This window comes from Furfurilactobacillus cerevisiae (assembly GCF_048961765.1).
GTDB lineage: Bacteria > Bacillota > Bacilli > Lactobacillales > Lactobacillaceae > Furfurilactobacillus > Furfurilactobacillus milii_A.
The window spans coordinates 624,196-638,762 of the sequence record NZ_CP185253.1 but is presented as its reverse complement, the minus strand read 5'-3'; the positions used below and the strand labels follow the sequence as shown (position 1 = coordinate 638,762).

The 14,567-nt window shown below is 44.6% G+C and carries 14 protein-coding genes, 2 pseudogenes and 1 other annotated feature; of the genes and pseudogenes, 5 read left to right on the top strand and 11 right to left on the bottom strand.

Annotated features, from left to right (window positions below):
- Window positions 1-46: 46 nt before the first annotated feature.
- From ABUE36_RS02960 to ABUE36_RS02930, 7 genes and pseudogenes are all read right to left on the bottom strand, one after another.
- The gene (locus ABUE36_RS02960; protein ID WP_161002390.1) at window positions 47-364 is read right to left on the bottom strand and encodes a hypothetical protein; all 318 of its coding nucleotides are present in this window, start codon (window positions 362-364) and stop codon (window positions 47-49) included.
- A gap of 31 nt (window positions 365-395) precedes the next feature.
- On the bottom strand, window positions 396-1,097 hold the full coding sequence (locus tag ABUE36_RS02955) for an SDR family NAD(P)-dependent oxidoreductase (protein WP_161002389.1): 702 nt from the start codon (window positions 1,095-1,097) through the stop codon (window positions 396-398).
- 61 nt (window positions 1,098-1,158) lie between these two features.
- The gene (locus tag ABUE36_RS02950) at window positions 1,159-1,482 is read right to left on the bottom strand and encodes a hypothetical protein (RefSeq protein WP_421017102.1); all 324 of its coding nucleotides are present in this window, start codon (window positions 1,480-1,482) and stop codon (window positions 1,159-1,161) included.
- 40 nt (window positions 1,483-1,522) lie between these two features.
- The gene (locus tag ABUE36_RS02945; protein ID WP_161002387.1) at window positions 1,523-2,497 is read right to left on the bottom strand and encodes an ABC transporter substrate-binding protein; all 975 of its coding nucleotides are present in this window, start codon (window positions 2,495-2,497) and stop codon (window positions 1,523-1,525) included.
- The gene (locus ABUE36_RS02940) at window positions 2,490-3,623 is read right to left on the bottom strand and encodes a DUF805 domain-containing protein (RefSeq protein ID WP_421017101.1); all 1,134 of its coding nucleotides are present in this window, start codon (window positions 3,621-3,623) and stop codon (window positions 2,490-2,492) included. The genes ABUE36_RS02945 and ABUE36_RS02940 overlap by 8 nt, the downstream gene beginning before the upstream one ends.
- A 71-nt stretch (window positions 3,624-3,694) precedes the next feature.
- Window positions 3,695-3,847, bottom strand: a pseudogene (locus ABUE36_RS02935) (IS30 family transposase); the annotation flags it as partial.
- 14 nt (window positions 3,848-3,861) lie between these two features.
- Window positions 3,862-4,791, bottom strand: coding sequence for an IS30-like element ISLpl1 family transposase (locus tag ABUE36_RS02930; protein WP_096109805.1), 930 nt, complete (start codon window positions 4,789-4,791; stop codon window positions 3,862-3,864).
- A gap of 290 nt (window positions 4,792-5,081) precedes the next feature.
- Between ABUE36_RS02930 and ABUE36_RS02925 the strand changes: the two genes are divergently transcribed.
- Window positions 5,082-5,993, top strand: coding sequence for a proline-specific peptidase family protein (locus ABUE36_RS02925; protein WP_017260464.1), 912 nt, complete (start codon window positions 5,082-5,084; stop codon window positions 5,991-5,993).
- A 552-nt stretch (window positions 5,994-6,545) separates the two neighbouring features.
- Here the strand turns inward: ABUE36_RS02925 and ABUE36_RS02920 are convergent.
- Together ABUE36_RS02920 and ABUE36_RS02915 are read right to left on the bottom strand one after the other, a co-directional pair.
- Window positions 6,546-8,024 (bottom strand): annotated as a pseudogene (locus ABUE36_RS02920) (ATP-binding cassette domain-containing protein).
- Window positions 8,025-8,170: 146 nt separating this feature from the next.
- Window positions 8,171-9,100, bottom strand: a complete 930-nt coding sequence (locus ABUE36_RS02915) for an IS30-like element ISLpl1 family transposase (protein ID WP_096109805.1) — start codon at window positions 9,098-9,100, stop codon at window positions 8,171-8,173.
- 211 nt (window positions 9,101-9,311) lie between these two features.
- On the opposite strand from ABUE36_RS02915, the gene ABUE36_RS02910 reads away from it, so the two are divergent.
- From ABUE36_RS02910 to ABUE36_RS02900, 3 genes are all read left to right on the top strand, one after another.
- Window positions 9,312-10,262 carry a DMT family transporter gene (locus ABUE36_RS02910; protein WP_161001878.1) on the top strand — a complete coding sequence of 317 codons (951 nt, stop codon included), beginning with the start codon at window positions 9,312-9,314 and terminating at the stop codon, window positions 10,260-10,262.
- Window positions 10,263-10,353: 91 nt separating this feature from the next.
- Window positions 10,354-10,593: a binding site (T-box leader), on the top strand.
- A gap of 77 nt (window positions 10,594-10,670) precedes the next feature.
- Complete coding sequence (gene brnQ, locus ABUE36_RS02905) at window positions 10,671-12,053, top strand: branched-chain amino acid transport system II carrier protein (protein WP_161001877.1); 1,383 nt, start codon at window positions 10,671-10,673, stop codon at window positions 12,051-12,053.
- Window positions 12,054-12,277: 224 nt separating this feature from the next.
- Entirely contained in the window at window positions 12,278-12,367 is a 90-nt protein-coding gene (locus ABUE36_RS02900; protein WP_161001876.1) for a type I toxin-antitoxin system Fst family toxin, read from the top strand.
- Between the two features lie 230 nt (window positions 12,368-12,597).
- Here the strand turns inward: ABUE36_RS02900 and ABUE36_RS02895 are convergent, their stop codons facing one another.
- Together ABUE36_RS02895 and ABUE36_RS02890 are read right to left on the bottom strand one after the other, a co-directional pair.
- Window positions 12,598-12,882 carry a hypothetical protein gene (locus ABUE36_RS02895; RefSeq protein ID WP_161001875.1) on the bottom strand — a complete coding sequence of 95 codons (285 nt, stop codon included), beginning with the start codon at window positions 12,880-12,882 and terminating at the stop codon, window positions 12,598-12,600.
- A gap of 76 nt (window positions 12,883-12,958) precedes the next feature.
- Window positions 12,959-13,975: a zinc-binding alcohol dehydrogenase family protein gene (locus ABUE36_RS02890; protein WP_421017455.1), complete on the bottom strand. Its 1,017-nt coding sequence runs from the start codon at window positions 13,973-13,975 to the stop codon at window positions 12,959-12,961.
- 229 nt (window positions 13,976-14,204) lie between these two features.
- Between ABUE36_RS02890 and ABUE36_RS02885 the strand changes: the two genes are divergently transcribed.
- Window positions 14,205-14,561: a winged helix-turn-helix transcriptional regulator gene (locus tag ABUE36_RS02885; protein ID WP_161001874.1), complete on the top strand. Its 357-nt coding sequence runs from the start codon at window positions 14,205-14,207 to the stop codon at window positions 14,559-14,561.
- Window positions 14,562-14,567: the final 6 nt, after the last annotated feature.

The window sequence follows — 14,567 nt, the reverse complement described above, 5'->3', positions numbered from 1 at the left end:
CACGTTTTCTATCTTTAAATCAATTGTTATTTTGCATCCAGAATGGTTAAACAGTTTTGTACAGTGCCACCCCAGCAGCGCGCGCTTTCTGTTCTAGTGCGGTTGCTAATGCCTGCCATTCGTCCATGGATAAATAGGCCCCATCGACATTAACTGCGTGACCATCAACAATGGTCGGAATCATTTCCGGATACACATCTATAAGGGTAGCTAAATCCGCTTTTGATAACGCCATCAACGTTTGGTAATACGCTGTTGCTAATACATATGCGTTTGTCGTGCGCCACTTATCGCCAGGCAGTTCACCTTCACCAGCGTGACGTGCATTGCGAATTTGATACCATAACCGACTGTGTTTTGGCATCCTCATCACCTCAATCAGTTACAAACAGACTTTAAAATGGTAAGACACCGTCAGCGCCAATAAGCTTGCCGTCCCAATCGGATTCCTTATGTTGATCAATTTTTTGAATTAAATCAACGGCGGTTGCAACCGGCGCACCCTTTCGTGCTGGGTTGCTGGCAATTGGTCCTGGGGTCACCGCACGGAAATGAACCTCACCTTGAAGTTCATTTTGAAGCAAAACCGTCATCGCATTGACACCCATTCGGGAAATCCGTTGCCCTAATCCAGTTGTTGGCGTGCTGGCAGCAAAATTAGCAAACGTTGCCAGTTCGTCTGACATGCTAATCACCATGCCATCATCAGCTGCCTTGAGCCAAGGTAGCATCTGTTGCGTAACTAAATAGGTCCCCAGAACGTTCACATCGAATGTTTGATGAAGGCTTTCGGAGTCTTCATGACTGGCCTGGATATCGTGATCGTCAAACACGCCAGCGTTGTTAATCAACAAATCCAGTTTGCCAAACTGCTCACCAATCCACTGCCCCGCTTGCATAACACTGCCATGATCCATCAAATCAATCTGCAATAACCGTGCCTGACCGCCATCGGCCCGTAATTCGTCGACAACATCCAACCCACGATTTAGGTCCCGGGTTCCCACCAGAACCAAGTCACCATCTTCAACATACTTCTGTGCCAGTGCCAACCCAATACCGCGAGTCGCACCAGTAATCAAGACACTTTTACTCATTTAAGTTTGCTCCCAATCATTCTCACTTTGTTGTTCCAAACTAATTGATCTCATTATGCCACTATCCAACAAACGCTGCCCACACGACCAATACAAGCTCGAGTAAACCGCGCAAAACATGGGACCGCCAGTTAATCGTATCATGCTGTTTGCGGTCAATCAGATAATAGACTGTCGATACCACGACACACCCCACAAACAGCAGTGCGGCGCCTAACAGGCGATTGTCACTAAATAAAACCTGACACAAGATGAAAATACCGCCGACTAACAGCCATAATTGATATTCACGTGAAGGGCGGGTCTTCTTTCGTTGTGCCGCAATAATAATCCAAATACCGTATATTGCCACGGCAAACGTTGTGATGAAATTCAAAACTTTCATTAACATAGTTTTCCTCGTTCGTTGTGTGCCAAGCACACTTTTATTTGTCAGCTAATAAGGTCGAACGATAACGCCCAACAGTCGCTAATCGTAGTCCTTGGTTCTTAGCTAATAACCAACTGCGCACATTGCCGATGGATTGGTTGCTGACGGTCGTTGCTGTGGCAAAATGTGGCAGTGCCAAAGCGTTTAGACCATCCCCTGGATAACCGAGCTTGGTAACCAAAATCTCTTGATAATCCATGGTGCTGGGATGTGCATTGATGTAATCCACCGCTTGATTATAAGCCCGCATGAATCCTTGAACCGCCGCCTCATGATTTTTCAACATGCTATTACCAAACACAATTCCGGTATCGGCCTGATCGGCAGTCGTCTGGGCCAGCGTTCGTGCCCCTTGCCGTCGCAACAAGCTTGCATTGGGATCTGTTAAGCTAACTGCACTCGCAGTATGGTTATTAGCGGCACTCATCAGCTCAGTTTCACTACCAGTCGTTTTCAACGTGACGTTCTTATCCGTTAATTTAGCCTGTGCTAGAAGCAGATCCGTCGCATAAGCTTGCGTTGAATTGGCCAATGTCCCGACTGTTTTATTTTTCAGTTGTTTCAATTTAGTCACGTTATCATCCGTCGTCATCAACGCCGTGTAATTCGTGGCGTTGCCAACTACCTGACTCGTCGGGTGTGTACCACTAGTCATCATTAGCTCTGGCAAGCCACTAATGGCGCCTTCAAACTGATGCGTGCTGATGCCGCTGACCCGATCGTCAGCCGCCGAAACATTAGTCAAAGTCACGCGCAATTTGGCCTGCGTGAAATAACCGCGCTCTTCCGCCACATAGAGCGGTAAGGCGTCCACCGACTGACCAACAGCAAAATTAATGTTGGTTGGTTTTGTCGCTGGTGCACTGACCCTTTGTGTTGAACGACCACATGCCGAAACAATTACGAGTAACGTAGCGAGAGCCGTTAAAGTGACCATGGTCAGCCACGATTTATGTCGACGCTTAGACATGATCATCACGATCCTCGGATGTATCGCTTGATGGCACGCTAGTTTCACTTGTGGCTGTGGACTCACTAGAAGCAACGGTCGATGGTTGTGGATAGAAAACTTCAACTTGCGCCGCACTTGTGGCAGACTGTGGATAAAAGACCTCTACTGAAGCCTGTGAAAGAGCCGCCGAACCACTAGCCGTTTGTTCACTTTCAGCGCGGCTATCGATACTAGCAGTAGGCACTGCTGGGCGCCCATCTGCGGCGGGATATTTCGTTTGACCGTCCTTAGCCGGCAGTAGTGACAACAAGAGTAAGATCAAACTTCCAACAGAACCGGCCAAGTATAAGAACACCCACCAAGCACTTAATTCTTGATCGTGTAAGCGTCGTGCCGTTAGTGAAACGATTGGAAATACAATCAAGAAACCGACTACTAGACCAACTGGAATAATGAAAAGACCCAATCCGTTCAGCACACTTGGATCAAACGTCGGTGATTGTATGCTTGGATTTAATTGCAGCGTATTCCCACGGTTTACGAGTAATGAAACAAAAATGCGCACGGCGACAATTAAAAAGATGGTCAGAGAAAGCAAAGCGCCTGCAATCAAGCTGAAAATACTCCATGTCACTCTCGCCCATAGGTAGTTGCCTCGTGACACTGTGTCGTGAAAATTAAACATATTACGCCATGTGTACCCAAAAGCATTACTCAAAATGCCGCTTACATGTCCGCGATGGTTAACCTCTAAACTTGCTGGGCCGTTATCGACGCTCATCATGTTGTACCATGGCGCACGTGGGTCTTTTTCAACTTCTGGTAATGCGTGTAAAACAATCATGTGCACACCAGGAACCAGCATCAACCACTGATAGTGACCAGACAAACTTAAACTATGTAACCGACGAACCGACATACTTAAATATTGTAAAAACTGAGCCAGAAAGAAGAAGTTTTCCAACCAGTGGGCCGGAAGCGCAATTCCGTCACTCAATCCCGTTGCACCTGATAAGATTGTACTAACCACGATACTGGCAACCACCATGCCAATAATGGCGGCCCAGAAATCACGTCGGCGTGTCTTACCGCGATAATTAAAAATTTGTTGCCAACTGGCAATATAGTTCGCCCAAATATTCATGTCAGTTTATCCTCTCTTAACCGTGCACTTACTTAGTTATTTGCAAGTTCACTCTCTGGTAGATTGCAAATTTAATCCGAATTTTTGGACAAATTGGTCAGCATAACCTGATACGGTGTTTTCCAGTCAAGTATTTTAAGCGGTCTCTGGTTAATTTGGAGTAACGTCGTCGTTAAATCTTGAGCACTAATGTGCTCAAAACGAGTCCCCTTAGGATAAAAATAGGTAGATTGCAAATTTAATCCGAATTTTTGGACAAATTGGTCAGCATAACCTGATACGGTGTTTTCCAGTCAAGTATTTTAAGCGGTCTCTGGTTAATTTGGAGTAACGTCGTCGTTAAATCTTGAGCACTAATGTGCTCAAAACGAGTCCCCTTAGGATAAAAATAACGTAAATTCCGATTAAAGCGTTCATTACTACCACGTTCAGCTGGCGTATAAGCATGACAGTAATAGGTCTTAATACCATATTGTGATTCAAATGATACTAGCCCACTAAACTCAGTACCACGGTCCACAGTAAAACTGTGCACCGGTCCATTAAAAGTTGTTAGGAACTTAGTCAGTGCTTCATTAACACTCGCTGTCGTTCGGTCCTTTAACCGATATGCCCAAAGGAACCGTGATTTGCGATCGATTAAAGTTAATAAAACTGCCTTACTATGCCCACGAGGGCCAACGACGGTATCTAGTTCAAAATCACCGATGCGATTACGTTGATTAATCATCATGGGACGCTGTTCAATCGATCGCCCCAAAGATTGATTATATTTGGATCGTTGGTCAACGTTACGCCGTTGGCGTACGCCATGTTCAGGTAGATCATTCAAGGAGAAACCAATTCTCCCCTGATTTAGCCAATTATAAATAGATTTAGTCGCTAGTTTAAATTCGTGAGCAATCATTCCTGGTGACCAGCTTAGATGTAAATGGTTGAGAATTGTTTGCTTTAACTCATCGCTCAGCTTAGTTTTCCGACCACATCGTGATCGCTTGTATTCGGCATCTGTTTGTGCTAATTCAGCCTGATAAGGTTGACATCGAGATAATTCATAAGAAATTGTTGACGGTGATCGGTTCAGCCGAACGCCCATTTGGATATTGGACAGCCCTAGTTCACAAAAGGTTTCGATTTTAATTCGTTCGGAATAGGTTATACTAGACAAAAGATCAGCTCCTAAAAGATGGGTTTGTTGTAAACACCATTTTAAAGGAAGCTGATCTTTTTTGTCCGAACAGCGTTCGGATTAATTTTACAATCTACTTCTTAATAAACATTTGCCTATTGCCTTAACCGTTCGTAAAACACGAAACTATCGGCATTACCTTTAAGTTTAACCAAAAATAGACCTGTTTGCACAAATATTCGCCGATTTCACGTCCATTTATTAGTAAATTGATGAACACCATCAGAAACGTGATAAACTAGTGACATTACATGAAGGAGGCTGACCCCATGAAACAAGGAACCACCATCATGACACTCGACAACGGGTATCACTTATGGACTAACACTCAAGGCACGGGCGACATTCACTTACTATGTCTGCACGGTGGCCCTGGTGGCACACACGAATACTGGGAAAACTTTGCTGAGGAACTTGGCAAACAAGGCTTGAACGTGACCGTTCACATGTACGATCAACTAGGTTCATTTTACTCAGACCAACCCGACTACTCAGACAAGGCAACTGCTGACAAATACCTCACTTACGAATACTTCTTGGATGAAGTTGAAGAAGTACGTCAAAAGCTTGGCATCGACAACTTCTACCTTATCGGTCAAAGCTGGGGTGGCCTGTTAGTTCAAGAATACGCTGCTAAATACGGCGACCACTTGAAGGGCGCGATTGTTTCATCAATGGTTGATGAAATTGATGAATACGTCACCCACATTAACAAGGTTCGTGAAGAAGCATTACCTGCAGAAGAAGTTAAGTTCATGCAGTCTTGCGAAGCTAAAAATGACTATGACAACGACCGCTACCAGGCAGATGTTGATGTCTTAAACCGTGGCTACGTTGACCGCAAACAGCCACCGGCAATCGCTCATTTGATTTCAACGATGGCAACGCCCGTTTACAACGCCTTCCAAGGTGACAACGAATTCGTTATTACCGGTAAGTTGAAGGACTGGCATTTCCGTGATCACCTTAAGGACATCAAAGTCCCAACGCTATTAACGTTTGGTGAGCACGAAACTATGCCATTAGACACAGCGCGGACCATGCAAAAGCTGATCCCTCACGCTCGTCTTGAAACAACGCCAGATGGTGGTCACCACCACATGATCGATAACGCTCCTGTTTACTTCGATCACTTGGCCAAGTTCATCAAGGATGTTGAAAGTGGCAACTTTAACGATTAATTTTTAAATTCAATAGTAATAAACAAGCAGGCGGCAAATCCCTTACATTGGGACTTGTCGCCTGTTTGCTTACGCTTGCGGTTGTCCAAATTGAATACCGCCGTGGGACCAGTTCACGCCTCCTAAAGTTCGGAGTCGTTCACCTCGCCGCGAAGCCGAAACCCACGTCTTCACGACCGTCCCGTGCTGTAAATTGGGCTTAAAAACGCCCAATTAACACCACCTTCACGGCTTGTATTCAATTTTGACGCCCTCCAGCTCACATTGGTTTTTTATATTGAACACTCGTTCTAACAATCACACTAGTCAGTGATTTGACACTTGAGTGAAGGCGACCAGCAACAGAGTTTCGTGTTAACACAACTTAATGGCATGATTTTCGCCATTTAGTTGTGTGGGACGAGCTTTGAGACCTTTAGGGCTCAAAGTCGATGTTGAGGACCGCGATTTCCAGCGGGCTGAAACGTTCCCCACGGAACGGCGTTGCTGAGCGCCGTAACGAAATATACCGCACGTGTGTTAGCACTGCTGGTTGAATGACAAGCAATAACATTAATAAGCATGAGGAATGTTTTCGAACTTGTTCAGCGTCATTTGCTGCGTACATGTTTCCTCAATGAAATGACGATCGTGATCAATCAAAACCATCGTGGGTCGTACTTGCTGAATCAACGTTTGCAACTGTTCACGAGCATCAATGTCCAAATAGTTAGTCGGCTCATCCCAAATCAGCATTTCATGTGGTTCACTCAAGCTCACTGCTAATGCAGCCTTCTTCATTTCGCCCATGCTCCATTCGCTGGTCGGGGCTTTTAATCTTGGACGTGACACACCTAACTGATGCATTAAATTCCAAACGGTCGTTTCATCATGATGATCACGCCATTGGTCAAATGAACCGTCCGTGATAAAGTCCGTAAACTACTGAGATAAATAACCAATGTCCTGAGGCAAGTCATTCATCAAATAGCCATCGTAAGCTAATTTTTCCTGTCCTCGTAACAAATTCAGAAAACTAGTTTTACCCACGCCATTGGGGCCAATGATTGCTAAGCGGTCGCCCCTGTGAAAATCCAACGAAACGGGTTGAAATAGCGGTCCGTTTTGCCGTTTAACGCTGAAGTCCCGCAAACTGAACAACAACTGTCCGCCTGAAGTTTGTTGAACATTGGTTCGCAATCTATCCACCTGATCGACATCGTTCATTAAACCTTTCCGCTGCTCAATTGCGATATCTGTTCGGTGTTCAAACACCTTCGCGCGGGACATTAACTTCTTAGCCATCCGCCGACTGGAAGAATCATTTGACTCACGTTCACGCTTCTCAGCCCATTCACGCTGAATATTGGCACGGCTCGATAACTGCTTGATGCGATGCTGTAAATGCTCGTTTTGCGTGATCGCTGCATTGTCACGTCGCTCTTTATCAACCTGCCAGTTTTCGACATTGCCCGCCACTAAATCCACTGAGCTCCGATTTAATGACATAACGTGATCCACGAACAGATTCAAAAAACTTTCATCATGACTGACACAAATGAAACCTTGTTTTTGTCTCAGATAAGCGCCGACGACCTGACGACCTTCAATATCCAAATGATTTGTCGGTTCATCAATTAACGGAAAGTCGTTTTCGTTAACGAATCCACGAGCCAGTAACACCCGCGTTTGTTCGCCACCACTGAGCGTATCAAACAAACGTTGCTCATAGCTTTCATCTAGCCCAATCCGATCCAACTCCATGCTGGCCTGCCATTCTTCGGCACCAGTTGATGTCATGATTGCCATGACTGTTTGCGACCGATTAATCGCTGCATCGGGAAAATAATTGAACGTCACCGGATTTTTAATCAAGCCATGACCGGACAACTGACCTCGCAATAAATTCATGAAGGTCGTTTTGCCACGGCCATTACGGCCAATCAAACCTAATCGCCAAGTTGTATCGAGATTGAGCGATAACTTATCAAATACCGGCGCATCAGCGCCAGGATAACGGAACGTTAATTGGTCAATTTGAATGGTACTCATTCGACCACCTGCTTTTATATCTATTTAGTTTTGTTTTAGATAGTGCGGTTAAATGCACACTATCTTCGAAGGATTAACGCGTGAGTATTACCAAACGCGCTTCCACGAAATAAAATTATTCATTATTAAAATGGTAGATTGCAAATTTAATCCGAATTTTTGGACAAATTGGTCAGCATAACCTGATACGGTGTTTTCCAGTCAAGTATTTTAAGCGGTCTCTGGTTAATTTGGAGTAACGTCGTCGTTAAATCTTGAGCACTAATGTGCTCAAAACGAGTCCCCTTAGGATAAAAATAACGTAAATTCCGATTAAAGCGTTCATTACTACCACGTTCAGCTGGCGTATAAGCATGACAGTAATAGGTCTTAATACCATATTGTGATTCAAATGATACTAGCCCACTAAACTCAGTACCACGGTCCACAGTAAAACTGTGCACCGGTCCATTAAAAGTTGTTAGGAACTTAGTCAGTGCTTCATTAACACTCGCTGTCGTTCGGTCCTTTAACCGATATGCCCAAAGGAACCGTGATTTGCGATCGATTAAAGTTAATAAAACTGCCTTACTATGCCCACGAGGGCCAACGACGGTATCTAGTTCAAAATCACCGATGCGATTACGTTGATTAATCATCATGGGACGCTGTTCAATCGATCGCCCCAAAGATTGATTATATTTGGATCGTTGGTCAACGTTACGCCGTTGGCGTACGCCATGTTCAGGTAGATCATTCAAGGAGAAACCAATTCTCCCCTGATTTAGCCAATTATAAATAGATTTAGTCGCTAGTTTAAATTCGTGAGCAATCATTCCTGGTGACCAGCTTAGATGTAAATGGTTGAGAATTGTTTGCTTTAACTCATCGCTCAGCTTAGTTTTCCGACCACATCGTGATCGCTTGTATTCGGCATCTGTTTGTGCTAATTCAGCCTGATAAGGTTGACATCGAGATAATTCATAAGAAATTGTTGACGGTGATCGGTTCAGCCGAACGCCCATTTGGATATTGGACAGCCCTAGTTCACAAAAGGTTTCGATTTTAATTCGTTCGGAATAGGTTATACTAGACAAAAGATCAGCTCCTAAAAGATGGGTTTGTTGTAAACACCATTTTAAAGGAAGCTGATCTTTTTTGTCCGAACAGCGTTCGGATTAATTTTACAATCTACTAAATACCAATATTATCACCACGCTTATACTCTCATTACTTTTTAATTTACCATACATCCCGTTCAGAGTGGTAACATTAAGCGAGTTATTCAAATGCTGTAGGAGGTATTATATGCTTGCCATTACGATTGCCATCGCTATTGGTGTCGCCTTACCGATGGAAACCGCCATTAATTCACGTTTACAAGGGACGCTCAAGTCGCCCTACTTTGCTTCATTAATGTCATTTTTCATGGGAACCGTCCTTTTAACTGCACTTTTGCTTGCGACTGGACGCAGTTTATTAATCCCTGGCGCTTTCTTTACTAGCCATCCCTGGTGGATCTGGCTTGGTGGCGTGCTCGCTGTCGTCTACCTCACCGGGAATATTTTGTTATTTCCTAAACTAGGTGGTATTCAAACGGTCTTAATGCCCATTTTAGGGGAAATCCTAATGGGGTTGCTAATTGATAACTTTGGTTGGTTTGCCAGTGCTCAACATTCAATCACATGGTTGCGTGCTTTCGGCGCGATCCTAATGATTGTCGGTATCGTTTTTGCGGTCGTTCTGCCAGAACGTGCTCGTAAAAATACGTTCCAAGGTTCAGCGGAAGCTACTGAAACTCATCACGTCCCCCACCGCGGCTTTTGGCAATTGTTGGGTATCCTGTTTGGTGCGTTTGCCGCGGGACAAACTGCGATTAACGGTCACTTGGGACACTTATTGAAATCGCCCATTCAGGGTGCCTACGTCAGCTTTTTGGTTGGCACCCTCATTTTATTGATTGTGGTTCTGATTCAAAACCACGGTTTGCGGTTCCCAGTCGGTGCCATTTCACACAATCCGTGGTGGATCTGGTTTGGCGGCTTCATTGGCGCGCTGTTTGTGCTTGGCAATGTTTACCTAGTGCCTATCATTGGAACTGGCTTAACCGTTGTGATCGTGCTGTTTGGACAGATTATTGGTGGTCTCATTGTCGATCAGTTCGGCTGGTTCGGGGCCAAACGAAATCCTATCGTTCCCCTTAAAATCATTGGCCTATTAATCATGATCGTTGGTGTGTTGTTGATCAAACTTTTCTAAACATAATTTGTAGCGAATAAAACTTTTTCCAAAAATCGTTGACAATTTTCGACTAAGATATCATAATAAACACATTAAAATTTGATGAATAAAACACGCGTTGAAAAGAAAAGTAACCTGCGAAAAGATCGTTAAGCGAGCGCCGATTGGTGAAAGGGCGCCGATCAACCACAAGTGAACATCATCTTTGAGCGTTGACTGCGACAACAGTAGTCAATGGGTGCTCCCATTACAGAGCTAGGGTATCCGGCGTAAGGCCGCGTACCCGAAGAGGTAGGTTCTCGCGAGAGATCTATAAACAAAGGTGGTAACACGTGTAAACGTCCTTAGCTGAAGCAATTCGGCTAGGGACGTTTTTTTATCAAAGAAATTTTGGTTGAGACAACAAGAAGGAAAAGAGGCAATTATATGGAATTACAGGAACACAAATTAACCAAACGCGAATATGCACTCGTTAGCTCAATGTTGTTTGCACTATTCTTTGGTGCAGGTAACCTTATCTTTCCACTTCACTTAGGTCAATTATCCGGTGCTCATTGGCTGAGTGCGGCTCTAGGATTTTTAGTAACAGCCGTACTGTTACCATTACTATCAGTGCTTGCAATCAGTATCACTCGTGCTGGCGGTGTTTACGACGTAGGCCGCCCACTCGGCGTTTGGTTTGCCCTCACGTTTATGGTCCTAATTCACGGTACCATCGGACCATTGTTTGGTACACCGCGGACAGCAACCGTTTCATACACTGTCGGTGTCGCTCCATTAGTGCCCGCTCAATTTCAAACTTTAGGACTGGTTATTTTCTCCGCCGTGTTCTTCGGTTTAGCCTACTTCTTCTCTGTTGAACAAAGTAAAATCGTCGCCAACATCGGTAAACTATTAAATCCTATCTTCCTAGTCTTGCTGGCGCTTGTTTTCTTCCTCGCCTTCTTGAAACCACTTGGTAGTCCTGCACATCAAGCAATCACCACTGCTTACCGAAATGATGCCTTCTTTAACGGCTTCTTGCAGGGTTACAACACAATGGATGCCCTAGCCGGATTAGCCTTCGGGGTCACCGTCGTCACTGCCATTCGCTCCCTTGGTAAACGCAATCCTAACGCCATCGCATTAGTTACGGCTCGTGCCGGTTTCTTCTCAATGGGTTTCGAAGCCATCATTTACTTGTTGCTAATCGTGATTGGTGCCATGTCACTAGGTCAATTCAAACTAGCCGCTAATGGGGGGATTACGTTTGATCAGCTGGTCAACCATTATCTCGGTGTCGCCGGACAAGCCATTCTGGCCGTCCTAATCACGGTCACTTGTCTCACGACCGCCATCGGCTTAGTTGCTGCGTTTGCTCAAGATTTCCACAAGCATTTTCCAAGCGTCAGCTACCGTGTTTGGCTACGATTCACAACCATCGCATCCTTCTTAACGGCTAACATCGGCCTTAACCTAATCATTTCATGGTCCACGCCAATGTTGATGTTCTTATACCCGCTTGCGATGGTACTAATTCTGTTATCCATCACTTCACCTCTATTCAAACGTGATTCAGTCGTGTACGCTTTCGTCGTGCTGTTCACATGTGTTCCCGCTGTTTTCGACATGATTGCCGCCTTTCCGCCAGTCGTTAGCCAAAGTGCGTTTGGTAAAGCCATGACCAGTTTTCAAATGAGCTATCTGCCATTCGCCAAGTACGGTATGGACTGGGTCGTGCCCGCCTTGGTTGGCGCCGTTATCGGCTTGACTTGGCATTTCGTCAAACTTGCTCGAGAACACACCACGGCCTCGGTGTCAGATAACTAAAGATTACTAGCCAGTCATCTAATTAAAAACGTAATTTGCACATTGATAACCGAGTTGCTATCCTAAATCAAAATAAACAAGCAGACGATAAATCCTAATATAACGGGATTTATCGCCTGCTTTTTCTCATAAACATGTAAGCGAAACAATGAACTAGTTTTGGTATTCTTAAACGCGTGGTGGACTCGATTCATCGAGAATCTGGATGAAAGGGGGATGCAACCATGCTTCAATTATTTTTAGAACCACTGATTGTGGGCATGCTTTTAAAGATGTTTGACCACTGGTTGGATGATCACCATAATCGGCCGTAGTTGACCATAATTCAACCTAAAGTGTCCCGTCTAATTGCATATTATTCGAAAAAAGACCCCTTACTAGTCGTACCTAGTAAGGGGTCGGATGCTTCCATGCTTCGCTTCGCCAATAATATACCACATAGCTGCTACATCGACAAACGATAAGTAGACCATATCTCATCAATTTTTATCAGTCACACCTCATCCAGTTATCAGTGCAACTATGCTGGAAAAAACGCCTTCATTTAATGGAGGGCATTCAACCGTTCGTCCAACATTCTAGCCAGTCTTTGCAATTGTTTATAACTAACCTGAAAGAAATCTGGGTTTCCGGATGCCAGTGCAGTAATCGTATATGGCGGCAAATTCAGCATTTTATTCAAATCAGCCGGCGTTAATCGCAAAGACAGCATATCATGCGTAATCCGTCTTTGAATCATTCTCATCGCCATGGAGGTACCCAAACTGCCTCCGAAGATATTTAATACCCGCACCATTTTAATCCGAGTGAACAGATGATCTAATTTCATGACATTCACCTGATTATACTTTTTGCCGCCATTATACGCGCAAATGATAAAAATCGGTGCCATCATCAACTCCTAATCACCGAGTAACGACAACTTTTCCCATCATGTGACCGGATTCTACTAGAGAATGAGCCTGACGTAATGTTACTGCATCAAATGGTGACAATTGTTTGGTCAACGTGCTTTTCAACGTCCCATCATCAAACATCTTCGCGGCTCGTTCTAAAATATCATGTTGCGTTTGCATATCTGCGGTGTGGAAAAATGATTTTGTGTACATCCACTCCCAGGCAAAGTGGCCGCGTTTTTGAGTCAGACGTTTGAGATCCACTGGCCGATGATTTTCGGTAATTGAGGCAATCCAACCGCTTGGTTCAATCAGTTCAGCCATTTCATTCCAATGGGCGTCCAAATTGTTCAGTTCCAAAATATAGTCTACATAGTGATATCCCAGATTACGCACTTGCTTAACCAGATCTTCACGATGATTAACCGTTTCATCAGCACCATGAGCTAACGTCCAATCAATTGTTTCCGGTCTCGAAGCTGTCGCAATCACATGCAGGCCAGCCCAATGCGCAAGTTGGGTTGCAATGGATCCAACTCCACCGGCACCATTGATGATCAACAAATTGTGTTTTGCGTTATCTTCTTTATCATCTGGATCAATTGGCAATTGTTCAAACAACGCCTCCCATGCAGCCAGCGTCGTTAATGGCATTGCCGCTGCTTCTGCATCACTTAAATGCTGTGGTGCGCGACCAACAATGCGTTCGTCCACGAGCTGATAATCACTATCGCTACCCGCCCGTTTAAATGAACCTGCGTAATAAACACGGTCACCGACATTAAACAACTGTACCTGTCCACCAACTGCAGCGACCTCGCCAACTGCGTCCCAGCCAATCACACGGGGCTGACTCAAGTGACCGTGGCCACCACGACGCACGCCAATGTCTACTGGATTAACCGAGACCGCACTGACATGTACTAATAAATCGTGACCCTTGGCAACAGGAACTGCTTCTGTAAAGTCTTGCAGGCTGTGCTCATCCGTAATTGGCAAATGATCATTAAAACCGATTGCATTCATTGTTTTAGCCATTTTGATGACTCCCTCTCCCTATGACAACTGCTCTAACAACAACTCCATTCTAATATCGTCAAAAAAAGCCACAATCATGAAATTTTAATCACCTAGTTACAAATTTTTCACTAGCAGCCCCAGTGGACGATGATTTGTTGTTAATTTTAACGTGACTGCGGTATTCTGGCACTAATACATACTTTAGTGATAGGAATTTAGCGACTTGGAGGTAGTTATGGTACGTCACACATACGATTGTCAGGATGGCTGTCCAGTTGAAAGCACGCTACAGATTATTTCGGGAAAATGGAAAAGTGTTATTTTATTTCACCTTATCAAAAACGGCACCGAACGCTTTGGGGACCTGCAGCGTCAAATGAAAGATTGCTCTCATCGAATGCTGGCGCTGCAATTAAAAGAACTTGAAAACGATGGCGTGCTGGTTAAAACCATCTACCCTGTTATGCCACCCAAGACTGAATATCGTCTAACCTCATTCGGTGAAACCCTTGTTCCAGTGATCATTGCCATGGAAAAATGGGGTCGTTACTATAACACCACTCATCGTGAGGCTGAGTCATCACAGGCTTAAACACAT

Excerpts from the sequence above, each read along its gene's own strand:
- ABUE36_RS02895 (WP_161001875.1), bottom strand. The coding sequence starts at position 12,882 with ATGAAATTAGATCATCTGTTCACTCGGATTAAAATGGTGCGGGTATTA.
- ABUE36_RS02910 (WP_161001878.1), top strand. The coding sequence starts at position 9,312 with ATGCTTGCCATTACGATTGCCATCGCTATTGGTGTCGCCTTACCGATG.
- ABUE36_RS02890 (WP_421017455.1), bottom strand. The coding sequence starts at position 13,975 with ATGAATGCAATCGGTTTTAATGATCATTTGCCAATTACGGATGAGCAC.
- ABUE36_RS02940 (WP_421017101.1), bottom strand. The coding sequence starts at position 3,623 with ATGAATATTTGGGCGAACTATATTGCCAGTTGGCAACAAATTTTTAAT.
- ABUE36_RS02925 (WP_017260464.1), top strand. The coding sequence starts at position 5,082 with ATGAAACAAGGAACCACCATCATGACACTCGACAACGGGTATCACTTA.
- ABUE36_RS02955 (WP_161002389.1), bottom strand. The coding sequence starts at position 1,097 with ATGAGTAAAAGTGTCTTGATTACTGGTGCGACTCGCGGTATTGGGTTG.
- brnQ (WP_161001877.1), top strand. The coding sequence starts at position 10,671 with ATGGAATTACAGGAACACAAATTAACCAAACGCGAATATGCACTCGTT.
- ABUE36_RS02900 (WP_161001876.1), top strand. The coding sequence starts at position 12,278 with ATGCTTCAATTATTTTTAGAACCACTGATTGTGGGCATGCTTTTAAAG.
- ABUE36_RS02950 (WP_421017102.1), bottom strand. The coding sequence starts at position 1,482 with ATGAAAGTTTTGAATTTCATCACAACGTTTGCCGTGGCAATATACGGT.
- ABUE36_RS02945 (WP_161002387.1), bottom strand. The coding sequence starts at position 2,497 with ATGTCTAAGCGTCGACATAAATCGTGGCTGACCATGGTCACTTTAACG.
- ABUE36_RS02885 (WP_161001874.1), top strand. The coding sequence starts at position 14,205 with ATGGTACGTCACACATACGATTGTCAGGATGGCTGTCCAGTTGAAAGC.
- ABUE36_RS02960 (WP_161002390.1), bottom strand. The coding sequence starts at position 364 with ATGCCAAAACACAGTCGGTTATGGTATCAAATTCGCAATGCACGTCAC.